This window comes from Bradyrhizobium sp. AZCC 1721, from assembly GCF_036924715.1.
In the GTDB taxonomy this organism is placed as follows: Bacteria; Pseudomonadota; Alphaproteobacteria; order Rhizobiales; family Xanthobacteraceae; genus Bradyrhizobium.
The window spans coordinates 4,644,658-4,663,490 of record NZ_JAZHSB010000001.1 but is presented as its reverse complement, the minus strand read 5'-3'; the positions used below and the strand labels follow the sequence as shown (position 1 = coordinate 4,663,490).

17 protein-coding genes are annotated in these 18,833 nt (G+C 63.3%); 7 read left to right on the top strand and 10 right to left on the bottom strand.

Annotation, left to right across the window (positions count from 1 at the left end; all coding sequences use genetic code 11):
• Nucleotides 1-24: 24 nt before the first annotated feature.
• Nucleotides 25-1,335, bottom strand: a complete 1,311-nt coding sequence (locus tag V1273_RS22605; protein WP_334363453.1) for an alpha/beta hydrolase — start codon at nucleotides 1,333-1,335, stop codon at nucleotides 25-27.
• A gap of 293 nt (nucleotides 1,336-1,628) precedes the next feature.
• On the opposite strand from V1273_RS22605, the gene V1273_RS22600 reads away from it, so the two are divergent.
• Both V1273_RS22600 and V1273_RS22595 read left to right on the top strand, forming a co-directional pair.
• The gene (locus V1273_RS22600; RefSeq protein ID WP_334410893.1) at nucleotides 1,629-2,999 is read left to right on the top strand and encodes an APC family permease; all 1,371 of its coding nucleotides are present in this window, start codon (nucleotides 1,629-1,631) and stop codon (nucleotides 2,997-2,999) included.
• 2 nt (nucleotides 3,000-3,001) lie between these two features.
• Nucleotides 3,002-4,237 carry a hypothetical protein gene (locus V1273_RS22595; RefSeq protein WP_334368943.1) on the top strand — a complete coding sequence of 412 codons (1,236 nt, stop codon included), beginning with the start codon at nucleotides 3,002-3,004 and terminating at the stop codon, nucleotides 4,235-4,237.
• A gap of 25 nt (nucleotides 4,238-4,262) precedes the next feature.
• On the opposite strand, the gene yidD is transcribed toward V1273_RS22595, so the two are convergent.
• Complete coding sequence (yidD, locus tag V1273_RS22590) at nucleotides 4,263-4,616, bottom strand: membrane protein insertion efficiency factor YidD (protein WP_334363450.1); 354 nt, start codon at nucleotides 4,614-4,616, stop codon at nucleotides 4,263-4,265.
• Nucleotides 4,617-4,938: 322 nt separating this feature from the next.
• Here yidD and V1273_RS22585 point away from each other — a divergent pair, with 322 nt between their 5' ends.
• Nucleotides 4,939-5,796 carry a hypothetical protein gene (locus tag V1273_RS22585; protein WP_442893838.1) on the top strand — a complete coding sequence of 286 codons (858 nt, stop codon included), beginning with the start codon at nucleotides 4,939-4,941 and terminating at the stop codon, nucleotides 5,794-5,796.
• 150 nt (nucleotides 5,797-5,946) lie between these two features.
• Here V1273_RS22585 and V1273_RS22580 read toward each other — a convergent pair whose 3' ends face one another.
• Nucleotides 5,947-6,396: an iron-sulfur cluster assembly scaffold protein gene (locus V1273_RS22580; RefSeq protein WP_028349133.1), complete on the bottom strand. Its 450-nt coding sequence runs from the start codon at nucleotides 6,394-6,396 to the stop codon at nucleotides 5,947-5,949.
• Between the two features lie 244 nt (nucleotides 6,397-6,640).
• Between V1273_RS22580 and folE the strand changes: the two genes are divergently transcribed.
• Together folE and hisI are read left to right on the top strand one after the other, a co-directional pair.
• Nucleotides 6,641-7,363, top strand: coding sequence for a GTP cyclohydrolase I FolE (gene folE, locus V1273_RS22575; RefSeq protein ID WP_334381712.1), 723 nt, complete (start codon nucleotides 6,641-6,643; stop codon nucleotides 7,361-7,363).
• A gap of 31 nt (nucleotides 7,364-7,394) precedes the next feature.
• A complete protein-coding gene (gene hisI / locus V1273_RS22570) occupies nucleotides 7,395-7,823 on the top strand; it encodes a phosphoribosyl-AMP cyclohydrolase (protein ID WP_334410891.1) in 429 nt (142 codons plus the stop codon).
• Between the two features lie 21 nt (nucleotides 7,824-7,844).
• Here the strand turns inward: hisI and V1273_RS22565 are convergent, their stop codons facing one another.
• From V1273_RS22565 to mddA, 3 genes are all read right to left on the bottom strand, one after another.
• The gene (locus V1273_RS22565; RefSeq protein WP_334410890.1) at nucleotides 7,845-9,962 is read right to left on the bottom strand and encodes an alpha/beta hydrolase; all 2,118 of its coding nucleotides are present in this window, start codon (nucleotides 9,960-9,962) and stop codon (nucleotides 7,845-7,847) included.
• Between the two features lie 4 nt (nucleotides 9,963-9,966).
• Nucleotides 9,967-10,569, bottom strand: coding sequence for a TetR/AcrR family transcriptional regulator (locus V1273_RS22560; RefSeq protein ID WP_334363445.1), 603 nt, complete (start codon nucleotides 10,567-10,569; stop codon nucleotides 9,967-9,969).
• 148 nt (nucleotides 10,570-10,717) lie between these two features.
• A complete protein-coding gene (gene mddA, locus V1273_RS22555) occupies nucleotides 10,718-11,503 on the bottom strand; it encodes a methanethiol S-methyltransferase (RefSeq protein WP_334381714.1) in 786 nt (261 codons plus the stop codon).
• A gap of 272 nt (nucleotides 11,504-11,775) precedes the next feature.
• Between mddA and V1273_RS22550 the strand changes: the two genes are divergently transcribed.
• Together V1273_RS22550 and V1273_RS22545 are read left to right on the top strand one after the other, a co-directional pair.
• Entirely contained in the window at nucleotides 11,776-12,795 is a 1,020-nt protein-coding gene (locus V1273_RS22550) for a transglycosylase SLT domain-containing protein (RefSeq protein WP_334368942.1), read from the top strand.
• Nucleotides 12,796-13,061: 266 nt separating this feature from the next.
• Entirely contained in the window at nucleotides 13,062-14,237 is a 1,176-nt protein-coding gene (locus V1273_RS22545; RefSeq protein WP_334363443.1) for a DUF2336 domain-containing protein, read from the top strand.
• A 165-nt stretch (nucleotides 14,238-14,402) separates the two neighbouring features.
• Here V1273_RS22545 and V1273_RS22540 read toward each other — a convergent pair whose 3' ends face one another.
• The 4 genes from V1273_RS22540 to V1273_RS22525 all read right to left on the bottom strand — a co-directional run bounded on the left by V1273_RS22540 (nucleotide 14,403) and on the right by V1273_RS22525 (nucleotide 18,822).
• Nucleotides 14,403-14,981 carry an Hpt domain-containing protein gene (locus V1273_RS22540; protein WP_334363442.1) on the bottom strand — a complete coding sequence of 193 codons (579 nt, stop codon included), beginning with the start codon at nucleotides 14,979-14,981 and terminating at the stop codon, nucleotides 14,403-14,405.
• A gap of 21 nt (nucleotides 14,982-15,002) precedes the next feature.
• On the bottom strand, nucleotides 15,003-15,548 hold the full coding sequence (locus tag V1273_RS22535) for a response regulator (protein WP_028349127.1): 546 nt from the start codon (nucleotides 15,546-15,548) through the stop codon (nucleotides 15,003-15,005).
• A 216-nt stretch (nucleotides 15,549-15,764) separates the two neighbouring features.
• Complete coding sequence (locus V1273_RS22530; RefSeq protein ID WP_057843854.1) at nucleotides 15,765-16,544, bottom strand: NAD kinase; 780 nt, start codon at nucleotides 16,542-16,544, stop codon at nucleotides 15,765-15,767.
• A gap of 124 nt (nucleotides 16,545-16,668) precedes the next feature.
• On the bottom strand, nucleotides 16,669-18,822 hold the full coding sequence (locus tag V1273_RS22525; RefSeq protein WP_334412252.1) for an adenylate/guanylate cyclase domain-containing protein: 2,154 nt from the start codon (nucleotides 18,820-18,822) through the stop codon (nucleotides 16,669-16,671).
• Between the last annotated feature and the right edge of the window lie 11 nt (nucleotides 18,823-18,833).

Here is an 18,833-nt window from a genome sequence, read left to right as displayed (position 1 = left end):
CGCCGCGATACCGCGCCGAGGCCGTTAGCGATTGGCGTCGGGCGCACCGGCGACGCGGGTCAAAGCGGGCGTTGCGGCCATCTTGACCAGCACGTCCTTGACCGGATGCTCTGTCCAGGCCTGCGTGACGTAATCGCGATGGGTGACGCCGTCAGGCGTCTGCACGAACACGACGCTGCCGGGCTTCAACGGCCCGTCCATGCTCTCGGTGACGCTGATGCCCCTGTCGCGGAGCATCTGCATCAGCTCCAGATCGTGCCGCTTGGTGTAGCGGGTATAGGAGCTGACGAAGAAGCCGGTCCGGTTCTTCTCGATCCATGAAGCGAACTTGTCGAGTTCGCCATAGACGGCGTCGAGCAGGAACACACCGCGGACCCGGTTGGGAAGACCGCCGACTTCGAGGCTCCACGCCGTCGGCAGGAACCCGCCGCTATAGCCGACGATCACGATCGGCATGTTGGCGAACGCCTGCGCCGACTTCGGATCGCCGTGGAGGCGGGCGAGGTGGCTTGCCGACTCCTCGATGAAGCGCTTGAAGCCGCCCGGCTGCCAGAACTTGCCGGCCGAGGAGTCGGCGGCGTTGACAGCCATTTGCGGGGCGAGCAGCACGGCGTTGACGCCCGAATCCGAGATCTGCTGCGGCACCAATTGGCGGTCGCGGACGTCGCGCTCCAGCGTCGCGCCGTTGCCGTGGAAGAACACCACAATCACGCCCGGCTTCCTGACATCGAACGTCTCGGGGACATGTACCAGCACGCGGCTGTCGTTGTAGGTCTCGTCCTGCCAGTAGACCTTGCCGCTGTAGCTGCGATGGCCCTTGCGGTCGCCTTTGACGATGTTGAGGAACGGTTCTTCCGAGCGCGGATTGGTGCCGAAATAAGGGAAGGCGGAGGATTTCATGCTGACCAGCGTGGTCAGTTCTTCACGCTCATTGCGGGGTAGCGTCAGCGTTGGCGTCAGCGAGGCGACCCGCATTGGCTCGGTACGCACCGCGTGCGGCTGCGGCGCCAGTGCGACCTGGCGCTGGACTTGCGGCAAGCTTTCACCCGCGGTCGGGAAACGGTCGGCGAATTGCGGCTGGGGGAAACGGTCGTCGAACGTGTCGGCGGAAGCCTGCGGCTTGGCGGCCCGGGATTTGGCGCCATCCGTGTTCGCCGCCAGCATTTCCGGGGTCGGCGCCTTGCCGCATTGAACCAGGACGAAGGATAGCGGCACGATCAGCGCGGCTATCGCCGCCCAGTGCCATCGAAGGGGCAGCGCACGGCGCGGCATGGCCGGAGACGTCGCCCGGCTGGCGCGATCAACTGTCGGGAAATTCGGATTAGCTCCGACCATCCACCCCAATGTCCCAAGATCCACCGTCAACCGGCGTAAGCTCGCACGCCTTTAGGCGACGTTAAGCGTCCGGAAAAACTCCCCGCATCCGGAAGCCCAAAGGAGACCATGCAATCGTGTCGCGATTGTGGGACCGCCACGATGTCTTCGCAATCCAGTAGTGGCACGGGCAGCTGGAGGTACCATGCAACCTATTTTATGTCTCAATTTAAACCCTTGTTAACATTGCTTGAATTGAGGGGCGTCAGCCTGCACGATGAGGTCCTGGCTGGGCGCTGAAGGTACGGTCCGAGATGGCGGCATCAGAAACGGAAAGCCGGTCCTGGCCTGGCTCGCGCTCCGGCAGCGGCTCGACCGTTTCGGTCCTAGTGGCGGTTGCCATCGTGGTTGCCGATATGGTCGGTGTCGGCGTCTTCACCAGCCTCGGCTTTCAGGTCAAGGATATCCCCTCGGGCTTTTCCATCCTGTTGCTGTGGACGGTCGGCGGTATCGTCGCGTTGTGCGGGGTGTTTTCCTACGGCGAGCTCGGCGCGATGTTTCCGCGCTCGAGCGGTGAGTACAACTTCCTCGGCCGGGCCTATCACTCGGCCTTCGGTTTCGTGGCGGGCTGGGTGTCGGCGACGGTCGGCTTTGCAGCGCCGGTGGCGCTCGCCGCCATGGCGTTTGGCGAGTACGGCAAGTCGGTGCTGCCCAACACGCCGCCGCTGGCACTTGCGATCGGCGTGGTCTGGCTGGTGTCGCTGGTGCAACTCGCCGGCATCAGGCACTCCTCGACCTTTCAACTGGTCGCGACCATCCTGAAGGTGGTACTCATCATCGCCTTCCTGGTCTGCGGCTTCGTGATCGGCACCGCACAGCCGGTTTCGTTCGCGCCATCGGCGTCCGACTTCACCCATATCGTCAGCGCACCGTTCGCGATCAGCCTGGTGTTCGTGATGTATTCGTTCTCAGGGTGGAACGCGGCAACTTACATTATCGGCGAGGTGAGGTTGCCGGAGCGCAACGTGCCGCGGGCGATGCTGGTCGGAACACTGATCGTGCTCGTGCTGTATGTCGCGCTCAACGCCGTGTTCTTGCACACCGCGCCGATCGACAAGCTTGCGGGCCAGCTCGACGTCGCCCGCATCTCCGGCAGCTACATCTTCGGCGAGCTCGGCGGCCGCATCGTCGGCGCGATGATCTGCTTCGGGCTGATCTCCTCGATCAGCGCGATGATGTGGATCGGGCCGCGCGTCATGATGACGATGGGCGAGGACATTCCGGTGCTGCGGCCGTTCGCCGGCCGTTCGGCCAGCGGTGCGCCGGCCTACGCCATTCTGTTTCAGCTCACGGTCGCGAGCCTGATGCTGCTTACGCGAAGCTTCGAGGCGGTGCTCGACTTCATCCAGTTCGCGCTGCTGTTCTGCTCGTTCTTTACCGTGCTAGGGGTGATCAAGCTGCGCATCACGCAGCCGGACCTGCCGCGGCCCTACCGTGCCTGGGGATACCCGGTAACTCCTGTGGTTTTCCTGCTCGTGACCGGGTTCATGATGTACTACCTTCTGACCGAACGTCCCTTGCAGTCGCTGCTGGGTCTTTTGATCATGTTTTCAGGTCTCTTGATTTACGCCGTCTTCCGCAAGCGGGCAGATCAAGTCGCCGTGGCCGCAACGGGTCGCGAATGAGCATGCTGCACTGTCTGAGAACGGCGACGCTTGCTGCTGTCATGCTGCTGGCGGCCGTGGCTGCCGTCCGCGCCCAAACCGCAACGGTGGACGACACCGCGAAATTTCTCGCAGGCCTGATGCCCTCGGCGGACTCGCCGCTGGCGCCGCTCACCAAAGATCCTGCCTGGCAACGGCACGCCAAATTCTTCGACACTGCGTTCGGCCAACTCGAGCAGCGCCAGATATCGCGGATCCGCACCTGGGCCGATACCAATCTGGCGGCGCCGAAGCCCACCATGTTCTACATGTTCTCAGGCCCGGACTTTCTCTACGCAAATGCCTTCTATTCGAAGGCATCGACTTATGTGCTGAGTGCGCTGGAGCCGGTCGGCTCGGTGCCCGATCTGACAAGGCTGCCGCGCGGCGGCATCGCGTCGGCGCTCTACAACGTCGAACGTTCGCTCAGTTCAATCCTGAGCTTCAGCTTTTTCATCACCAAGCAGATGAAGACCGATCTGCAGGCAGGGCAGATCAGCGGCACGCTGCCGATCCTCTACGTGTTCCTGGCGCGCTCGGGCATGACTGTGAGGGAGGTCAGTCCGATCTCGCTGGACGACAAGGGCGCGGCGTATTTCGCGGGCGAAAATCCCGGGCCGAATGCCGTGCGCGGCGTGCGCATCATCTTCGTGGACCCCGACGGTCAGGAAAAGACGCTGTATTATTTCTCGACCGATCTTTCCAACTCCGGCGTCAAGGCGAGCGGTTTCCTGAAATTCTGTGCGACGCTCGCGCCTGGCAACAGCCTGGTCAAGAGCGCGTCCTATCTGCTGCACTCCGGCAACTTCACCACGGTGCGCGACTTCCTGCTCAACAACAGCGCCACCATCATCCAGGACGATTCCGGAATTCCGCTCGCTTACTACAGCACTAGGAAATGGCGCTTGTTCCCCTTCGGCCGCTATCTCGGACCGATCGACGAATTCGCGGGGCGTTACCAGGAGTCGTATGCTGCACTGTTCCGCCGCGCACAGCCGGTCGATTTCGGCATCGGCTATCGCTGGCGCACGCCGGAAACGAATGTGCTGCTGTCGGTGAGATTGCCGGACGATGGATCGCCCGCTATCGACGCCACGGCATCGGCGGAGGCGGCGCCGCCACCACTGCGCCCGCGCAGGCCGCGGCCGCCTGCGAATATCGGACCGCAGCAATGGGGCGGACCACAGCCATGGGGCGGCGGGTTCTTCGTCTGGCGCTAAGCCGCAATCGCTGCAAGCGTCGTACTCAGGAAGCGTTGACGCCGCGCCAACGTCCGTAGCGCCACGGCAGATACCATCGCGCACCCGCGGGCGCCGTAAGCGGCACGTTGTCGATCCCGGACGTGCCCCAGGGATGGCAGCGCAACAGCCGCGCAAGCGTCATCCAGCCGCCGCCCCACAAACCGAAACGTTCGATCGCTTCGTCGCCATACACCGAGCATGTCGGCAGATGCCGGCAGTTGTAGCCGACCAGCAGCGACAGCGAATGCCGATAGATCCATATCAGCGCGCGTCCGGCATTGCGCGGCAGACGACGGGCGATGCTGGCACAATCCGTGCATTGTTTTTGCTGTGACGATGAAGGACCTGCCGATGCCATGCAGCACTATGTACGTAGTCTTGCGGGGGTTCCCAAGCAAGGAACTCAATTCCTGCAGATATTTAGCCACACTTAGGAATTATCGCACTGCAATGCGGCGTACCAAGCCAAGGTATTATGGACGACACACGTCAGCACAGTTACCGTTTTCATACGGATCGATGACAGAATCATCTCGCGCTAAAACGGGGCCATTGCCACTAGTCGTAAACGGGGCTTGGGGGAAGGAACCAAATTGAGGTTTGAGACGTCGCTGAAACTTCGCGGTTGGGCCCTTCTCGGTGCCACCGCCTTTTGTCTCGCATTGCCGGGCGCGATCACGATGCTGGGTAATTCGGCATATGCCGGTGGCACCCTCGAAGAACGCAAACAGCCAATGCATTTCAAGTGGAATGCATGCCAGCCGGATTGCAGGGGCTGGGTCTCGGCCGTCGGCATCGTCACAGCGGATAGTCCGCGGGAGTTCGACGAATTCGCCAAGGGTCGCCAGCTCGCGGGCGCGACCATCGTGCTGGATTCCAGCGGCGGCTCGGTCAACGATTCCATCGCGCTTGGCCGGCGGTTCCGCAGTCTCGGCGCGCTGACCACGGTCGGCGCCACCGTGCGCACGAAGACCCCGCGTGGTGAACGCGTCAGCGTGGCGCCGGAAGCCTATTGTGAGTCGATGTGCGTGTTCCTGCTTCTCGCGGGCAAGACCCGTTACGTGCCGCCGGTCGCGCACGTCCGCGTGCACCAGATCTGGATGGGTGATCGCGCCGATGACGCCAAGGCCTCGAGTTACAGCGCGCAGGACCTGATGATTGTGCAACGCGACATCGGTCGCCTCACGAAATATACCTTCGACATGGGCGGCACCGGCGATTTGCTGTCGCTCGCGCTCAGTGTTCCGCCGTGGGAAGATCTGCACCAGTTGTCACGCGATGAATTGCGCCTGGCCAATCTCGTCACGACCGATGCGATCGCCGACGTGTTCCCGCAGGACAATGCGTCGGTGCCGATGGCCGAGGCGAAGCCTTCCAAGCCGCAGGATCGCTTCGTCAGTTCCTCGACGGAGGGCGACGCGCAGTCGCAGGCGGGCAAGTCGACCAAGACTGCCGAAGCCGCGGTTCCGACCGGCGGATCTGCGACCGCGCCGGTGCAGCCGGCTCAGCCGCAACAGAATCAGCCGCAACAGAAATAGGCTGCGTCCCCAACACTCGGTGTCATCATCCGCGAAAACGAAAGCGGATGATCAGTACGCCGCGGCGCTTGTGATCAAACGGGAATTCCCGGCGTACTGGATGCCCGCCTTCGCGGGCATGACAGGATTGGGTATAGGCGGGGACTTCCCTTACGCCTGCGCCGGCTGCTTGGCCTTGGCTTCGATCTGGCCAATGGCGTCGACCACGGCGTCGAACGTCAGCATGGTCGAGGCGTGGCGGGCCTTGTAGTCGCGCACCGGCTCGAGCAGGGCGATGTCGGCCCATTTGCCCTGCGGGGGACCGCCGTTTTCCTTCAGCATCTTGCGCACGGTTTCTCGCAATTCACGTAACTCGCTGGCTGTCGAGCCCACCACATGGCTTGCCATGATCGAGGAGGAGGCTTGTCCGAGCGCGCAGGCCTTCACGTCATGGGCGAAGTCGCTGACCACGGGCCCGTCCATCTTGAGGTCGACTTTGACGGTCGAGCCGCACAGCTTGGAGTGGGCGGTGGCGCTGGCGTGGGGGTCGGGGAGGCGACCGAGGCGGGGAATATTGCCCGCCAATTCAATGATCCGCTTGTTGTAGATGTCGTTCAGCATGAGAATCGGTGTCCCGGGCGGCGATCCGAGCGCCCTTGGCGGCTGGATTTCATCGTCCTATATATGGACAGGAACGGCGGAAAAACAGCCCGGCCGTTTGCCGTAGGCGGACGGACATGGACCAGACATGGAAACCAGTTCGGCCGTCAACGTGTTGTGGATGGGACTCAGGCGCCCGGCGGCAAAACCGCCCCGTCTGCCCGGTGACACTCCGGTCTCTGCAGGCCGGTCGAACGGAGAAGACATGGACGCATTGATCAAATCCCTCCGCCCTGGCAAGCCTTCCGATTTGAAGCCTTCCGAAGTGAAATCGCCCGACGTGGCCCCGGAAACCCGCCCGACCGAGCTCGATCCGGCCGAGTTCCTGGCCGCTGCCGTCCGCGCCGACCTGCCGCGCCCGTCGCGCGCCGAGGCCGAACATGCCGTGCACACGCTGCTCAGCTATATCGGCGAAAACCCCGATCGCGAGGGTTTGCTGGATACGCCCCGCCGCGTGGTCGAAGCCTTCGACGAGCTCTATCAGGGCTATCATCAGTGCCCGGCCGAGGTGCTGGACCGCACCTTTGGCGAAACCGCCGGCTATGACGACTTTGTCCTGGTCCGCGACATCGAGTTCACCTCGCAATGCGAGCATCACATGATGCCGTTCTACGGCAAGGCGCATATCGCCTATACGCCGGTGGAGCGGGTGGTCGGATTGTCGAAGCTGGCGCGGCTCACCGATATCTTCGCCCGCCGCCTGCAGACCCAGGAGCACCTGACGGCCCAGATCGCGGCCGCGATCGACGAGGTGCTGAAACCCCGCGGCGTTGCCGTGCTGATCGAGGCGGAGCATACCTGCATGTCGGTGCGCGGCGTCGCCAAGCATGGCGCGATGACGTTCACCAGCCGCTTCACCGGCATGTTCCGCGACAACCCGGCGGAGCAGCAGCGTTTCCTGTCCCTGGTGCGAGGGTCCAACCGGTAGCCTCGCCGAAATTTCTCCGCGAGGCCCCGTCGTGTCCACCTCCGCAACGACCAATGAACGTGAAGAGGGGCTGGCCTTCCAGCCCAAGTTCGACGCGTCCGGTCTCGTGATCTGCGTGGCGACGGATGCTGCGACCGGCGACGTGCTGATGGTCGCGCACATGAACGAGGAAGCGCTGCGCAAGACGATCGAAAGCGGCGACGCCTGGTACTTCAGCCGGTCCCGCAATGCGTTGTGGCGAAAAGGTGAGACGTCAGGTCAGACCCAGCGCGTGGTCGAGATGCGCATTGATTGCGATCAGGATGCCATCTGGATCCGCGTCGAGCAGCAGGGCGCTGCGTGTCACACCGGGCGGCATTCCTGCTTCTACCGCAAGATCGACGCCGCCGGGGGCGGTGCGCTGCTGACGTTCGTCGATGCCGACCGGCAGTTCGATCCGAACAATGTTTACCGGAAATAACTGGCGTCGGTTCCGGGCTGGTCATGCCAACAGCTCACCGATCATGGCGGCTGCGCGTCTTGCGCCATCGGCTTCGACCGGTTTCGGTCTGTCCGGCCTCGACATAGCCAACATCATGGCGTCGGCGATCATATCGGGGGTCGACGAAGCGAAGTCCATTTGGATGCCTGCGCCATAGCGGCGGAGCCGGTGAGCGACGTGAAAGTTCTGCTCGAAATGGTTTCGCAGCGGAAAATAGACAAACGGCGTCCCGGCAGCCGCGAGTTCCATGCAAGTGGTGAGCCCGCCCTGAACCAGCGCCAGGTCACACGCTGCGAGATGCCGGTCGAGATTGGCAACGAACGACCTTATCTCGACGCCCTCCGGCGCACGCAGCGACGCTGGATCAATGCGGGGACCGGCGACCACCACCATGCGCAACGCCGGCAGCTTGGCCTTCACGATGGGATAGGCCTGCAGGACGCGCTTGACCAGGTGAGCCCCGATCCCCGATCCGCCGACGGTGACGATGCAAATCTGCTCGGCGCTCCCGTAGCCTAGCGCTTCACGAAGAAATTGGCGGTTGCCGAAGGTTTGCGGATGCTCGCCGATGACGTAGCCGGCGAAATCGAAGTGCCTCGGTACCCAATCGCGCATCAGGGGCAGATCCGCACCGAACGATAGCGGCACCACGTCTTCAGGTTGGCCCACGAAGATCGCTCGATCGCGCACGCCAGGATGCTGCTCGACATGCTCGATCATCTCGGCATTGTAGTCCGCCGTCAGCAGCGCCTCATGTTTGCCGCCGGACGGCATCGGCACGTAGCCGACGAAGTCGGTCAACCAGACGAGTTTTGCCTTTTTCAGCTCGGGATGCTCGTGCCAGTAGTGATCGATATCCCAGGCCTCGTCCGCAATCACGATGTCGTAAGCGTCTTGCTCGACGGCGTCCTGGAAGATCATGAAGTTCTTGATCAGCACCTCGTCCATGCGGCGAAGCGCCTGAAAGCAGTGCAATTCGTGTTCGCCGCTTTCGAGCTCGATATGCCGCGTTTCGCTCGCCAACCTTGCACTTAGCGGATGGACATGTTCGTTGCCGGCCTCCAGCAGACGCGTGACCGGATCTTGCGCCAGCCAGTCCACCGTGAGGTCAGGATGAAGCTTGCGCAGCTCGCGCGCGATGGCGATGTCGCGGCGGCCATGGCCGAGGCCGATCGGCGAGGAGAGATAGAGGGCGCGCTTCTGGCGTGCGCCGTGCGGCAAAGTCTCACGTGCAGGCTGACGGATGGCGAGCCGGCGATCGATGAAGTCGTTGATCAGCGCGTTAGCCTTGGCCGGATACCGGCCGAGAGGATTGTGACCGCCGCCTCTGATCGTTACGAACTCCGAACCGCTCACCGCGGCGTGGGCCGCCCGGGCGCGTTCGCAGGGCTGAATTTGGTCGTTGTCGCCGTGGATGAACAGAACCGGGCAGCGGATGCTGCGATACATTTCCGCGCTGACATCGAATTGGGGAGGAATGTTTCGCGCCTCGACCGTTTTGATCAGGGTTGGTCCATCCGTCTCGGCAGCCCAGCCGACCCCGTCCTCGATCTGTTTGGTCGAATGCGGCTCGCTGCAGATGTTGCGAACGAAGAACTCCGCGAAATCAGGGTAACTCTTCAGCCAATAGTCACGGTTGAATTTGTTCCAGCCGTCGTAACTGTCTCTCTCGGCGAGAAAATGCGAGGCCGCAAATCTTGCCTGGTGCGCAGGTCCGATGGTCGAGACCGTGCCGGCGAGGATGGCTGCACGCACACGCGTCGGGTGATAGGCGGCGAGAATGGAGGCGAGCAACCCGCCAAACGAAAGTCCGACCAGGATAGCTTGCTCCACCTCGAGGCCGTCCATCACGGCAAGCGCGTCGGCGAGGTAGTTGTCGAGCGTGTAGGCAGTGACGTCTTCTGGTCGATCGGATTTGCCATTGCCGCGGCCATCATAGGCGATGCAGCGGAAATGTTCGCTGAAGTAGGGAAGCTGCGCCTTGTAGATCCGGGAGTGGACGATGCTCCATGGCGGAATAAACAGCATGGTTTCCGCGCCCGCGCCGTAGCTTTCGTAGGCGAGTTTCACGCCGTCGCGGGCGATGAAACCTTCGCTGTCCGCCAGCTTTGCTCGCATGCTGTCATCCTTTTTCCGGTGAAGATCCTTCCGCAATCCGAATGAGGTCGCCGACGCGCCGCAGCGACGCCCGTATCGGCGAGCCTTTTTTCTCCAGTCCCAGCAGGAACAGGCTTTCGCCGCCGATGAAACTGGAGGCGGCGATCGCGCCGACCTCTTCTGCCGAGAACGGGCCGAGCGGGCCGATCGTCTGTTCGGTCCTCCGCGCCACGCCTACGATCAGGTCGATCCAGCCCATGAGGCCGGCTCGGATCACCCTTGCTACTTCCGCGTCATGCCAGCTCACCGCGATCAGCTCCTGCAGCACCCGCACGTAGCCCGAAGCGATATCCTCATCGAGGTAGTCACAGGCGCGGGACCACTGCTCGGACAGTTTTAGCGATGGATCTTCGAACAGCCTGTTCTGCCGGTCGAGAAGTTGAGCATTGAGATATTCGAACAGCTCCAGAACCATGTTCTGCTTGGAGCCAAAATGGTAGTGGATCTGGCTTAAGGGCACGGCCGCTTCTGCAGCGACTTCGCGAGTGGAAAGTCCGGCATAGCCGGCGCGGCGCAACACCTTCTTGGCAGCTTCGAGCAAGCTCGTGCTGGTTTCGATCTTCTTCACTGCCGCGCGCGCCATGGTACCTCATGATGTGATGGAAGCGTCAAGACGCTACATGCATTCCGGCTGAGAAGGCCAGCCTTGCCGTTTCAACCCTCTACCGGCCGGAAAACCGATGCCCGGAGCCATGCCGGACACCGTGAAACAAACGTCACCCGACCTTCGCCTTGTTTCGCGGCAGCGGGATCAGCATCGAGACCTGCTGCCGGTAGCGGCGGTACTGGTCGCCGAACAGCGCTATCAGGTCGCGCTCCTCCAGCCATATGCCGATCAGGATGTAGCCGGTGGTGGCGATGGCGAACACCAGATGACCGAACGTCATCACCGGCGTCGCCCAGAACGCAAGCAGGAAGCCGAGATAGATCGGATGCCGGACCACCTTGTAGAACATCGGCGTTTTGAACTCGGCCGGGGGCAACTCGCGCCCAAGAAGCCGCGCCAGCACCTGGCGCAAGCCGAACAGCTCGAAATGGTTGATCATGAAGGTGCTGGCGAGCACCACCGTCCAGCCCATCCAGGAAATCGTCTGAAGGACAATTGCCGCAACTGGATCGGTCACCGACCAGATGACATCAGTCATCGGCCGCCATTGCCAGTAGAGCAGCAGCAACGCAAGGCTGGCCAACAGCACGTAGGTCGTACGCTCGACCGATTGCGGCACGATCCTTGTCCACCAGCGCTTGAAGGCGGGACGCGCCATCACGCTGTGCTGGATTGCAAACACGCCAAGCAGAACGACGTTGATGAGCAGCGAAGGAACGAGCGGCCCGGCGGTGCCGCTATCGATGGTCTTTGGTACCGGCAAGTTGCCTACAAAGGCAATCGCATAAAGAAATGTACCGAGAAACAGCAGGTACGTAAGCGTGCCGTACAGCATAGCCGTCAAGCCGCCGGTTATGGTCTTTGCGGGAGGGGAGTGGAGTGCATGGTCTGTCATGATCTTGATCCTCTCAGGGAAGACTGCGGAAGCCTTGCTTTCAGTGCGGACGGTCGTGATTGCCCGGAACGTCTCCTCTTTGCGAGCCGGTCAGATCCAACGTCAAATATTCAGTCGGTCGAACGACCGAAAAGTTCATTCCTGTTTTATGTTGGAAATGCGGCATTTTAACCCGGCATTAACCATAAATGTCGCAGGCTGGGTCGGTGAGGCGCCGGATTGGCGGCGTTCACGAGCCCGCGAGGTTTCGCGAGGAGCGGGGCACCACGGATATGGCGGTCGACACATCAAGCGCCACGGCTGCGGCAGGTGTCGATCCCGCGCGCGCGAGGATTGCGGGCTCGATCAAGCAGGCCGCATCCACGACCGGCGCCAGCTTCGAATATCTGCTTGCCACCGCGAAGATGGAATCCAATTTCAACCCGAAGGCCGCCGCAACCACCTCGTCGGCACGCGGCCTGTTTCAGTTCATCGACCAGACCTGGCTCGGCACGGTAAAGGAGGCGGGGGCCCATCTCGGCTACGGCAAATATGCCGACGCCATCGCCAAAAATCCGTCGGGCAGCTATTCGGTCGAGGATCCCGCGGCACGCGCCGCGATCATGCGGCTGCGCGACGATCCCGAAGCTGCCTCTTCGATGGCGGCGGTGCTGACGCAATCCAACAGTTTCAGGCTGACCGGCAAGATCGGGCGCCGCCCGACCGATGCCGAACTCTACATGGCGCATTTCATGGGCGTCGGCGGCGCCGGCAAGCTGATCCAGAACGCCGAGGACAATCCGAACGCGTCGGCCGTGCGGATGTTTCCGAACGCTGCGGCGGCCAATCAATCGATCTTCTACGATCGCTCCGGGCAGCCGCGCAGCGTCTCACAGGTCTATTCGGTGCTGAGCACGCGCTATGCGGCGGCCGCCAGTTCGCCGGTGACGCGCACGGCGATGGCGGCCGCCGGCGGCGATCTGCCACGGCGCATCACGGTCGCAAGCGCCGCGCCGGCAGCGATGGCGATCGACAACGCCGCCTATCTCTCGAGCTTCCCGGATTCTCGCGCGGTGACGCCGGTTTCCGCAACGGCGCAGACCGCGTCGGCGTCAACGGAGCCGATCTTCCGCTCGCTGTTCCAGGGCGGCGAACGCACGCAGCCGATTTCGCCGGCGGTGCAGGAATTGTGGGGCAGCAATTCGGTGTCAGTTGCCTCCGCGAGCACCGCATTGTCGGGACATGCGCCCGAAGTCCGCGCACCCGGAAGACTCGACCTCTTCAGCGACCGCAACGGCACGTTCAGTAGCTGACGCTGACCCGCGATGCAGCGCGCAGCGATGCGTCGCAGAACCGGACCCATCGCGGTGGGCGAGCTCGGATGGACCCCGGATCAGCAGCGCAGCACTGCGTGTTGCGCAGCATCCGGGGAACGAGACATCGCAACCGTCCTCGCACCCTTAACAAAACGTCAATAAAACCAGCCGTTTATGGTGAACCCTTTGTTAAGCGTCATGGTTTATTTTTTCTAATAGTGGCACCGCGTCACGGTGTCGTTTCAGGTTGCGTAGCCAGGACCATGATCGTTCGGCAGTTCATCAGTTGGATTCGTACCGCTCCGGCAGGCGAGCGGGCAGAGGCGACGCGGGCGTTGGCGCGGGCCTGGTTGATTTCAGATCTTTCCGAGGACGATCGCATCGCCGCCGAAGGCGCGCTGCTGATGCTGCTCGATGATCCGTCGCCGCTGGTGCGCCAGGCGATGTCGGAAGTCTTCGCGCGCAGCTCGGACGCGCCGGCCGCGATCGTGCAGGCGCTCTCGCTCGACCAACCCTCGATCGCGCTTCCCGTGCTCGAACATTCGCCGCTTCTGATCGACGCCGACCTCGTCGACATCGTCGCCACCGGCAACAGCGACACGCAATGCGCCATCGCCCGCCGCATCAACCTGCCGCCCTCGGTTTCCGCCGCGATTGCCGAAGTTGGCTCGGCGGCCGCGGCGCTCGAACTGATCGAAAATGCCTACGCGGAATTGGCGCCGTTTTCATGGGACCGTATCGTCGAACGTCACGGCCATCTCGCCGCGATCAGGGAAGCGATGCTGGTGCTGGAAGGCTTGCCGGCTGCCACCCGCGCAGCGCTGGTCGCGAAACTCTCCGAGACGCTGGCGCAATTCGTCGTCGCGCGGAATTGGCTGAGCGCCGACCGGGCAGGGCGGCTGGCGAGCGAAGCGCGCGAGCGCTCGGCCGTGAACATTGCGGCGTGTTCGCGCGGCGATGATATGCTGGGCCTGGTGCGGCACCTGCGCGCCACCGGGCAACTGACCGCCGGCCTGATCCTGCGCGCGCTATTGTCGGGCAATCTCGAACTGTTCGATGCGGCGCTTGCCGAACTGGCTGACCTGCCGCTGGCCCGCGTCACCGCGCTGCTGCACGACCGCGGCGGCGCCAGCCTGCAGGCGCTCCTGATCCGCGCGGGCCTTCCCGAATCGACATTCGGAGCCTTCCGTATCGCGCTCGAAGTCAGCCGTGAGACCGGCTTTGTCGACACGATCGGCGGCGCCGCGAGGCTGCGCCGCCGCATGGTCGAGCGTGTGCTGACCCATTGCGAGACCGACCGCAAGGCCGCCGAGCCGCTCTTGATCCTGCTGCGGCGGTTCGCAACCGAGTCCGCGCGCGAGGAAGCCCGCCTGTTCTGCGAGGAGCTGGTCGCTGACGAAGCGTTCGTGCCAGCCGTGCGCGATCTGATCGCGGCGTAGGCGAACTCCTGCAACACGACCGGTGTCGTCCCTGCGAACGCAGGGACCCATAACCACAGTCGTTTGTGGTTGGGTGAAGGTCATCGACCAGCGTGCTCTTAATCGATAAGCCGCGGCGTATGGGTCCCTGCGTTCGCAGGGACGACGGTGTGGAGATATCGCGGGCTACTCTGCCGGCACGATGCTCGGCGCCAGGATCGCTTCGAGATGTTCGGGGCGGTCGCGGTTGACCTTGAGCAGGAATTCATCCGCGACGCCGCGGAGCTGCTTGCTGAGCGCGCTCGCCATCATGGCAGTGTCGAGCTTGGTTCGTTCGCGCACGATCGCCTGAATGGCATTGATGTGATGGGTGATCAGCTCGGATGGGACCTGGTCGAGATCAGGTGCGTGTTCGATGATGCGGCACAGGCTTTCGGCGGCAGCGCCGGCGGAAGGGAAGCCGAACGTGGCAGCATCACCCTTGATGTCATGGGCGGCGCGAAACAGCTCTTCGCGGTTGTCGATGGTGAAGCCGTCGCGGAGAATGGCCGCGTGCGCGGCCGAGAGCCGGTCCGCCTCGATCGTCATCCAGTTCTTGAATTCACCGGATAGTCCTGCAAGCGCCTTCTCCGCGCGCCCGACAGGATCGTCGAGATCGGATTCGGGAACGCGCAGCAATACCTTGCGCAACGGATTGGGCTGCGTGATCACGTGATGATCGGCAAACGATTTGACCTGTATCGTCCCCGGCTTTTCTTTCGCCATGATGGTCTCTCCAGGCTCGCGCTAAACGTTCGACCGCGCCTTGTCGAGCAACGACGGCTGCTGCATCACTTCCATCTCGCCACCGACTCGGCGCTCGGGGCCGATATAGGCGTTGTTGGTGTTGCGCCGCCGGTCGGGGCCGAAATAGGTCTTGGTCTTGATGAAGGGGCGCGGATTGGCGACGACGTTGAGGATGCGCTGATAGAGTCCCTTGGCCGAGATCGGCTTGGCCAGGAACTCGGTGACGCCGGCGTCGCGCGCGACCGTGACGCGCCGTTTCTCCGAATGTCCGGTCAGCATGATGATCGGCGCGTAGGGGTTACCCTTCGATTCCGGCTGCCGGATCATCTGCGCCAGTTCGAGGCCGTCGAAGATCGGCATCGCCCAGTCGGTGATGACGATGTCGGGTACGTAGTGGCTGTACATTTCGAGCGCGGTGGCGCCGTCCTCGGCTTCATAGGCTTCGCGCGCGCCGAACGAATGCAACAGCGTCCGCAGGATGCGGCGCATATGCGGATTGTCGTCGCAAATCAAAAACCGCAGCTTGTTGAAGTCAATGCGATACATGGTCCGGCCCGGCCCAGCAAAACGGTATACTGGCGTTAACCATATCGCGGCGCCGGTTAAGGAATGGTTGCAAAACCGGCGCCTGAACTCGTCGTCCCTGCGAAAGCAGGGACCCATACGCCGCGGCTTCTCGGTCTAGGGAGGTGACAATTGACGGCTTTTCGCGACAACTAACGCCCATGGTTATGGGTCCCTGCGTTCGCAGGGACGACGGCTCTAATACCCGAACTGCTCGCGCAGGATGCGTTCCTCGAGGCTGTGGCCGGGATCGAATAGCATCCGCATCGAAATCGTCTTGTCGGACAGCACCTCGACGCGGCGGACGTCGCGCACGTCGTCATGGTCGGCGGCGGCCGCGACCGGACGCTTCTCACCCTCGAGCACCTCGATCACCACAAAAGCGGAGTTCGGGAGCAGGGCGCCGCGCCAGCGTCGGGGTCGGAACGCGCTGATCGGCGTTAGCGCCAGAAGCGCGGCGTTGATCGGCAAAATCGGTCCCTGCGCCGACAGATTATAGGCGGTGGAGCCGGCCGGCGTCGCCACCAGGATGCCGTCGGCGATCAATTCCGCCATCCGCTCGTGCTCGTCGATCAGGATGCGCAGGTGCGCGGCCTGGTTGGTCTGGCGAAACAGCGCGACTTCATTGATGGCGTGATGCAGATGCACGACGCCGTTCACGTCGGTCGCGCGCATCAAGAGCGGATTGATCAGGGATTCCCGCGCCGCCGCTAGCCGCGTATGCAAATCATGCGTGGTGAATTCGTTCATCAGGAAGCCGACGGTGCCGCGATGCATGCCGTAGATCGGCTTTCCCGAGCGCATGTGGGCGTGCAGCGTCTGCAGCATCAATCCGTCGCCGCCAAGCGCCACCACGACGTCGGCGTCGTCGGCGTCATGATTGCCGTAGAGCTTGACGAGCTGCGCCAGCGCGGTCTGCGCCTCTGCGCCTGCGCTCGCGACGAAGGCGATCCGGTCGTATCGCTTGGGGGTGGCCATCGGACGACGAACTCATACCTGGCGCCGGATTGCGCCGCGCTCGTCTATACACCTTGGACAGGCTTGTCGAGATGGCCGTCAGGCACTTTCGCGCCGGTAACCTAAACCGGCGGTCATCGGGCCGTCATTTTTCCTGCAACGTCCGGATCGGGTCCCAGTCGTCGCCCGGCGGGATTTGGGCCAATTCCCGGGCCCGCGCGGCAAACAGCGATGCCGGCCGGTCGATATCGGCCGAACGGCCGAAACATGCTGCGGCGCGCTCGAACTCGCGGGCCCGCCAGTGCGCCAGCCCGTCGGCATAGTTGGCGATCACCGTCTGCTGCGAGGGCGTCAGCCCGGCCGACAGCGCCAGCAGCTCGTAGATTTTCAGCGCCTGGGTGCGCCCCTTCACCCTGATGGCGTCCAGTTCGCGCCAGGCGAAGGCTTGGCCAGTAAGCGCAACCGTCGTCTCGGAAGCGATCACGGTGGTGCCGTAGAATTTGTTGGCGCCCTCCAACCGCGAGGCCAGGTTCACCGCGTCGCTCATCACGGAGTAGTTGAAGCGCCGCCGCGATCCGAAATTGCCGACCAGCGCCTCGCCGGAATTGATGCCGATCCGCTGCGCCAGCTTGTAGTCGCGAAACACGGCGGAGGAGGCGTTGAGTTCCGCCAGTTGCGTGCAGCAGTCCAGCGCAGCGCGCGCTGCGTTCGCGGCATGGTCGGGATCGTCGGCCGGGGCGCCGAACACCGCCACGATGGAGTCGCCGATATATTTGTCGACATATCCGCCATGGCGCTCGATGACGTCGGTCATCGCCGAAAGATATTCGTTCATCAGCTCCATCAGGCCGTCGGGCGACATCTTTTCCGCGATCAGCGAAAATCCTTCGATGTCGGAGAAAAACACCGTCACGTTGCGGGTTTCGCCGCCGAGCTCCGGCAATTTGCTCGACGACAGCATGCGGTTGATGACGTGCGGCGCGAGGTAGAGCGCAAAGCTCTTCTGCAGCAGGCGGCGATCCTTGTCGGCGATGACGAAGCGGAAGCCAATGGTTGCGGCCAGCGCTGTCAGGCTGGCAAGGATCGGCTCGACGAGCGGCAGCGCCAGCGCGTGGTTGAAGGCGACGGTCGCGCCGGCCACGCCGAGCACGATCATTCCCGTCCAGGCAGCGAACGCGATGACGGGCCGGAACAGCCAGGCGGCGGCCGCGGCGAGCGCAGCAATCAGTGCCGCGATAAGCAAGCGGAGGAGCGGCCCAGGTTCGACCACGCCATTGCGCGCGATCAGATTATTGACCGCGGTGGCATGGACATAGACGCCCGCGATCGTGCTTTTCTTGAAGCCTGCGGTAACCGGCGTGCTCTCGGTCGTGCAGCGCGGGGTGCGCGCGCCTTCGATGCCGGTTGCAAAGCGCTTGGACGTGAAGCGGCGGTCCTCGATATCGAGGACGGTGCCGAAGATCACGACCTTGCCGCCGAACCAGCGCCGGAAATAGTCCTTGTCGTTCTTGACGGCGCACGCCCGCAAGTCGGCAAAGGAGAAGGTCGGAATGTCGTCGCTGCCGCCTTCGAAATTCAGCGTCATCGTGTTCGGCACCCGTCCAGGAACCCGGTAGCCGGCGAGCGTCAGCCTGCCGCGCTCGTCGAATTCGGGTGCCGCGCCGAGCGCCCGCGAGGCGAGCTCGACGGCCATCGAAGGCACCCTTGCCCCGTTGACGGTGAAGCTCAGCGGCATGCGCCGCAGGATATCGTCGCTGTCGGTGTAATCGTTGAGGGGGCGGATGTTCTGCTGCTGGCGCACCGCGACGCGCTGTCCCGGCGACGGCCCCACCGGTTGGTTGCCGCCCAGGACTTCTCCCAGCACCACCTTGCGGTTCGCCGTCGCCCCGGCGAGCGCGCGAAGAAAATCGCGGTCGAATCCGCGGACTTTCTCTCCCAGCGTGCCCTCGCCGAAAGGTATCTCCGACTGCTCGATCGATTTCGGGATCACCACGTCGAAGCCCGCGACCTTGGCGCCGCCTTCGAGCGTCGCTGAAAGCACGCGGCCGATCTCGCCGGTCCAGGTCAGCATCGGCGCGTCTTTGAAAGGGGCGGTGCGCAGGCTTTCCTCGTCCATCGCGACGACGACCGCCGCCGAAGCGGCGGGATCCTGCCTTCGGCCAAACACCTCCCAGCGCAGCGCCGTGAGAATATCGATGGAGAGCCCGCGGATCGGTCGGGCCGCAGGAGAAACCGAGGCCGCCGCGCAAACCAGCGCAATGGCGGCGATCGCCACTCTGTCGCGCGTGCTGCGTCTTATTCTCAAGCTGG

Coding starts and splice junctions, on each gene's coding strand:
- V1273_RS22605 (WP_334363453.1), bottom strand. CDS start 1,335: ATGGTCGGAGCTAATCCGAATTTCCCGACAGTTGATCGCGCCAGCCGG.
- V1273_RS22600 (WP_334410893.1), top strand. CDS start 1,629: ATGGCGGCATCAGAAACGGAAAGCCGGTCCTGGCCTGGCTCGCGCTCC.
- V1273_RS22595 (WP_334368943.1), top strand. CDS start 3,002: ATGCTGCACTGTCTGAGAACGGCGACGCTTGCTGCTGTCATGCTGCTG.
- yidD (WP_334363450.1), bottom strand. CDS start 4,616: ATGGCATCGGCAGGTCCTTCATCGTCACAGCAAAAACAATGCACGGAT.
- V1273_RS22585 (WP_442893838.1), top strand. CDS start 4,939: ATGCTGGGTAATTCGGCATATGCCGGTGGCACCCTCGAAGAACGCAAA.
- V1273_RS22580 (WP_028349133.1), bottom strand. CDS start 6,396: ATGCTGAACGACATCTACAACAAGCGGATCATTGAATTGGCGGGCAAT.
- folE (WP_334381712.1), top strand. CDS start 6,641: ATGGACGCATTGATCAAATCCCTCCGCCCTGGCAAGCCTTCCGATTTG.
- V1273_RS22565 (WP_334410890.1), bottom strand. CDS start 9,962: ATGCGAGCAAAGCTGGCGGACAGCGAAGGTTTCATCGCCCGCGACGGC.
- mddA (WP_334381714.1), bottom strand. CDS start 11,503: ATGACAGACCATGCACTCCACTCCCCTCCCGCAAAGACCATAACCGGC.
- V1273_RS22550 (WP_334368942.1), top strand. CDS start 11,776: ATGGCGGTCGACACATCAAGCGCCACGGCTGCGGCAGGTGTCGATCCC.
- V1273_RS22545 (WP_334363443.1), top strand. CDS start 13,062: ATGATCGTTCGGCAGTTCATCAGTTGGATTCGTACCGCTCCGGCAGGC.
- V1273_RS22540 (WP_334363442.1), bottom strand. CDS start 14,981: ATGGCGAAAGAAAAGCCGGGGACGATACAGGTCAAATCGTTTGCCGAT.
- V1273_RS22535 (WP_028349127.1), bottom strand. CDS start 15,548: ATGTATCGCATTGACTTCAACAAGCTGCGGTTTTTGATTTGCGACGAC.
- V1273_RS22530 (WP_057843854.1), bottom strand. CDS start 16,544: ATGGCCACCCCCAAGCGATACGACCGGATCGCCTTCGTCGCGAGCGCA.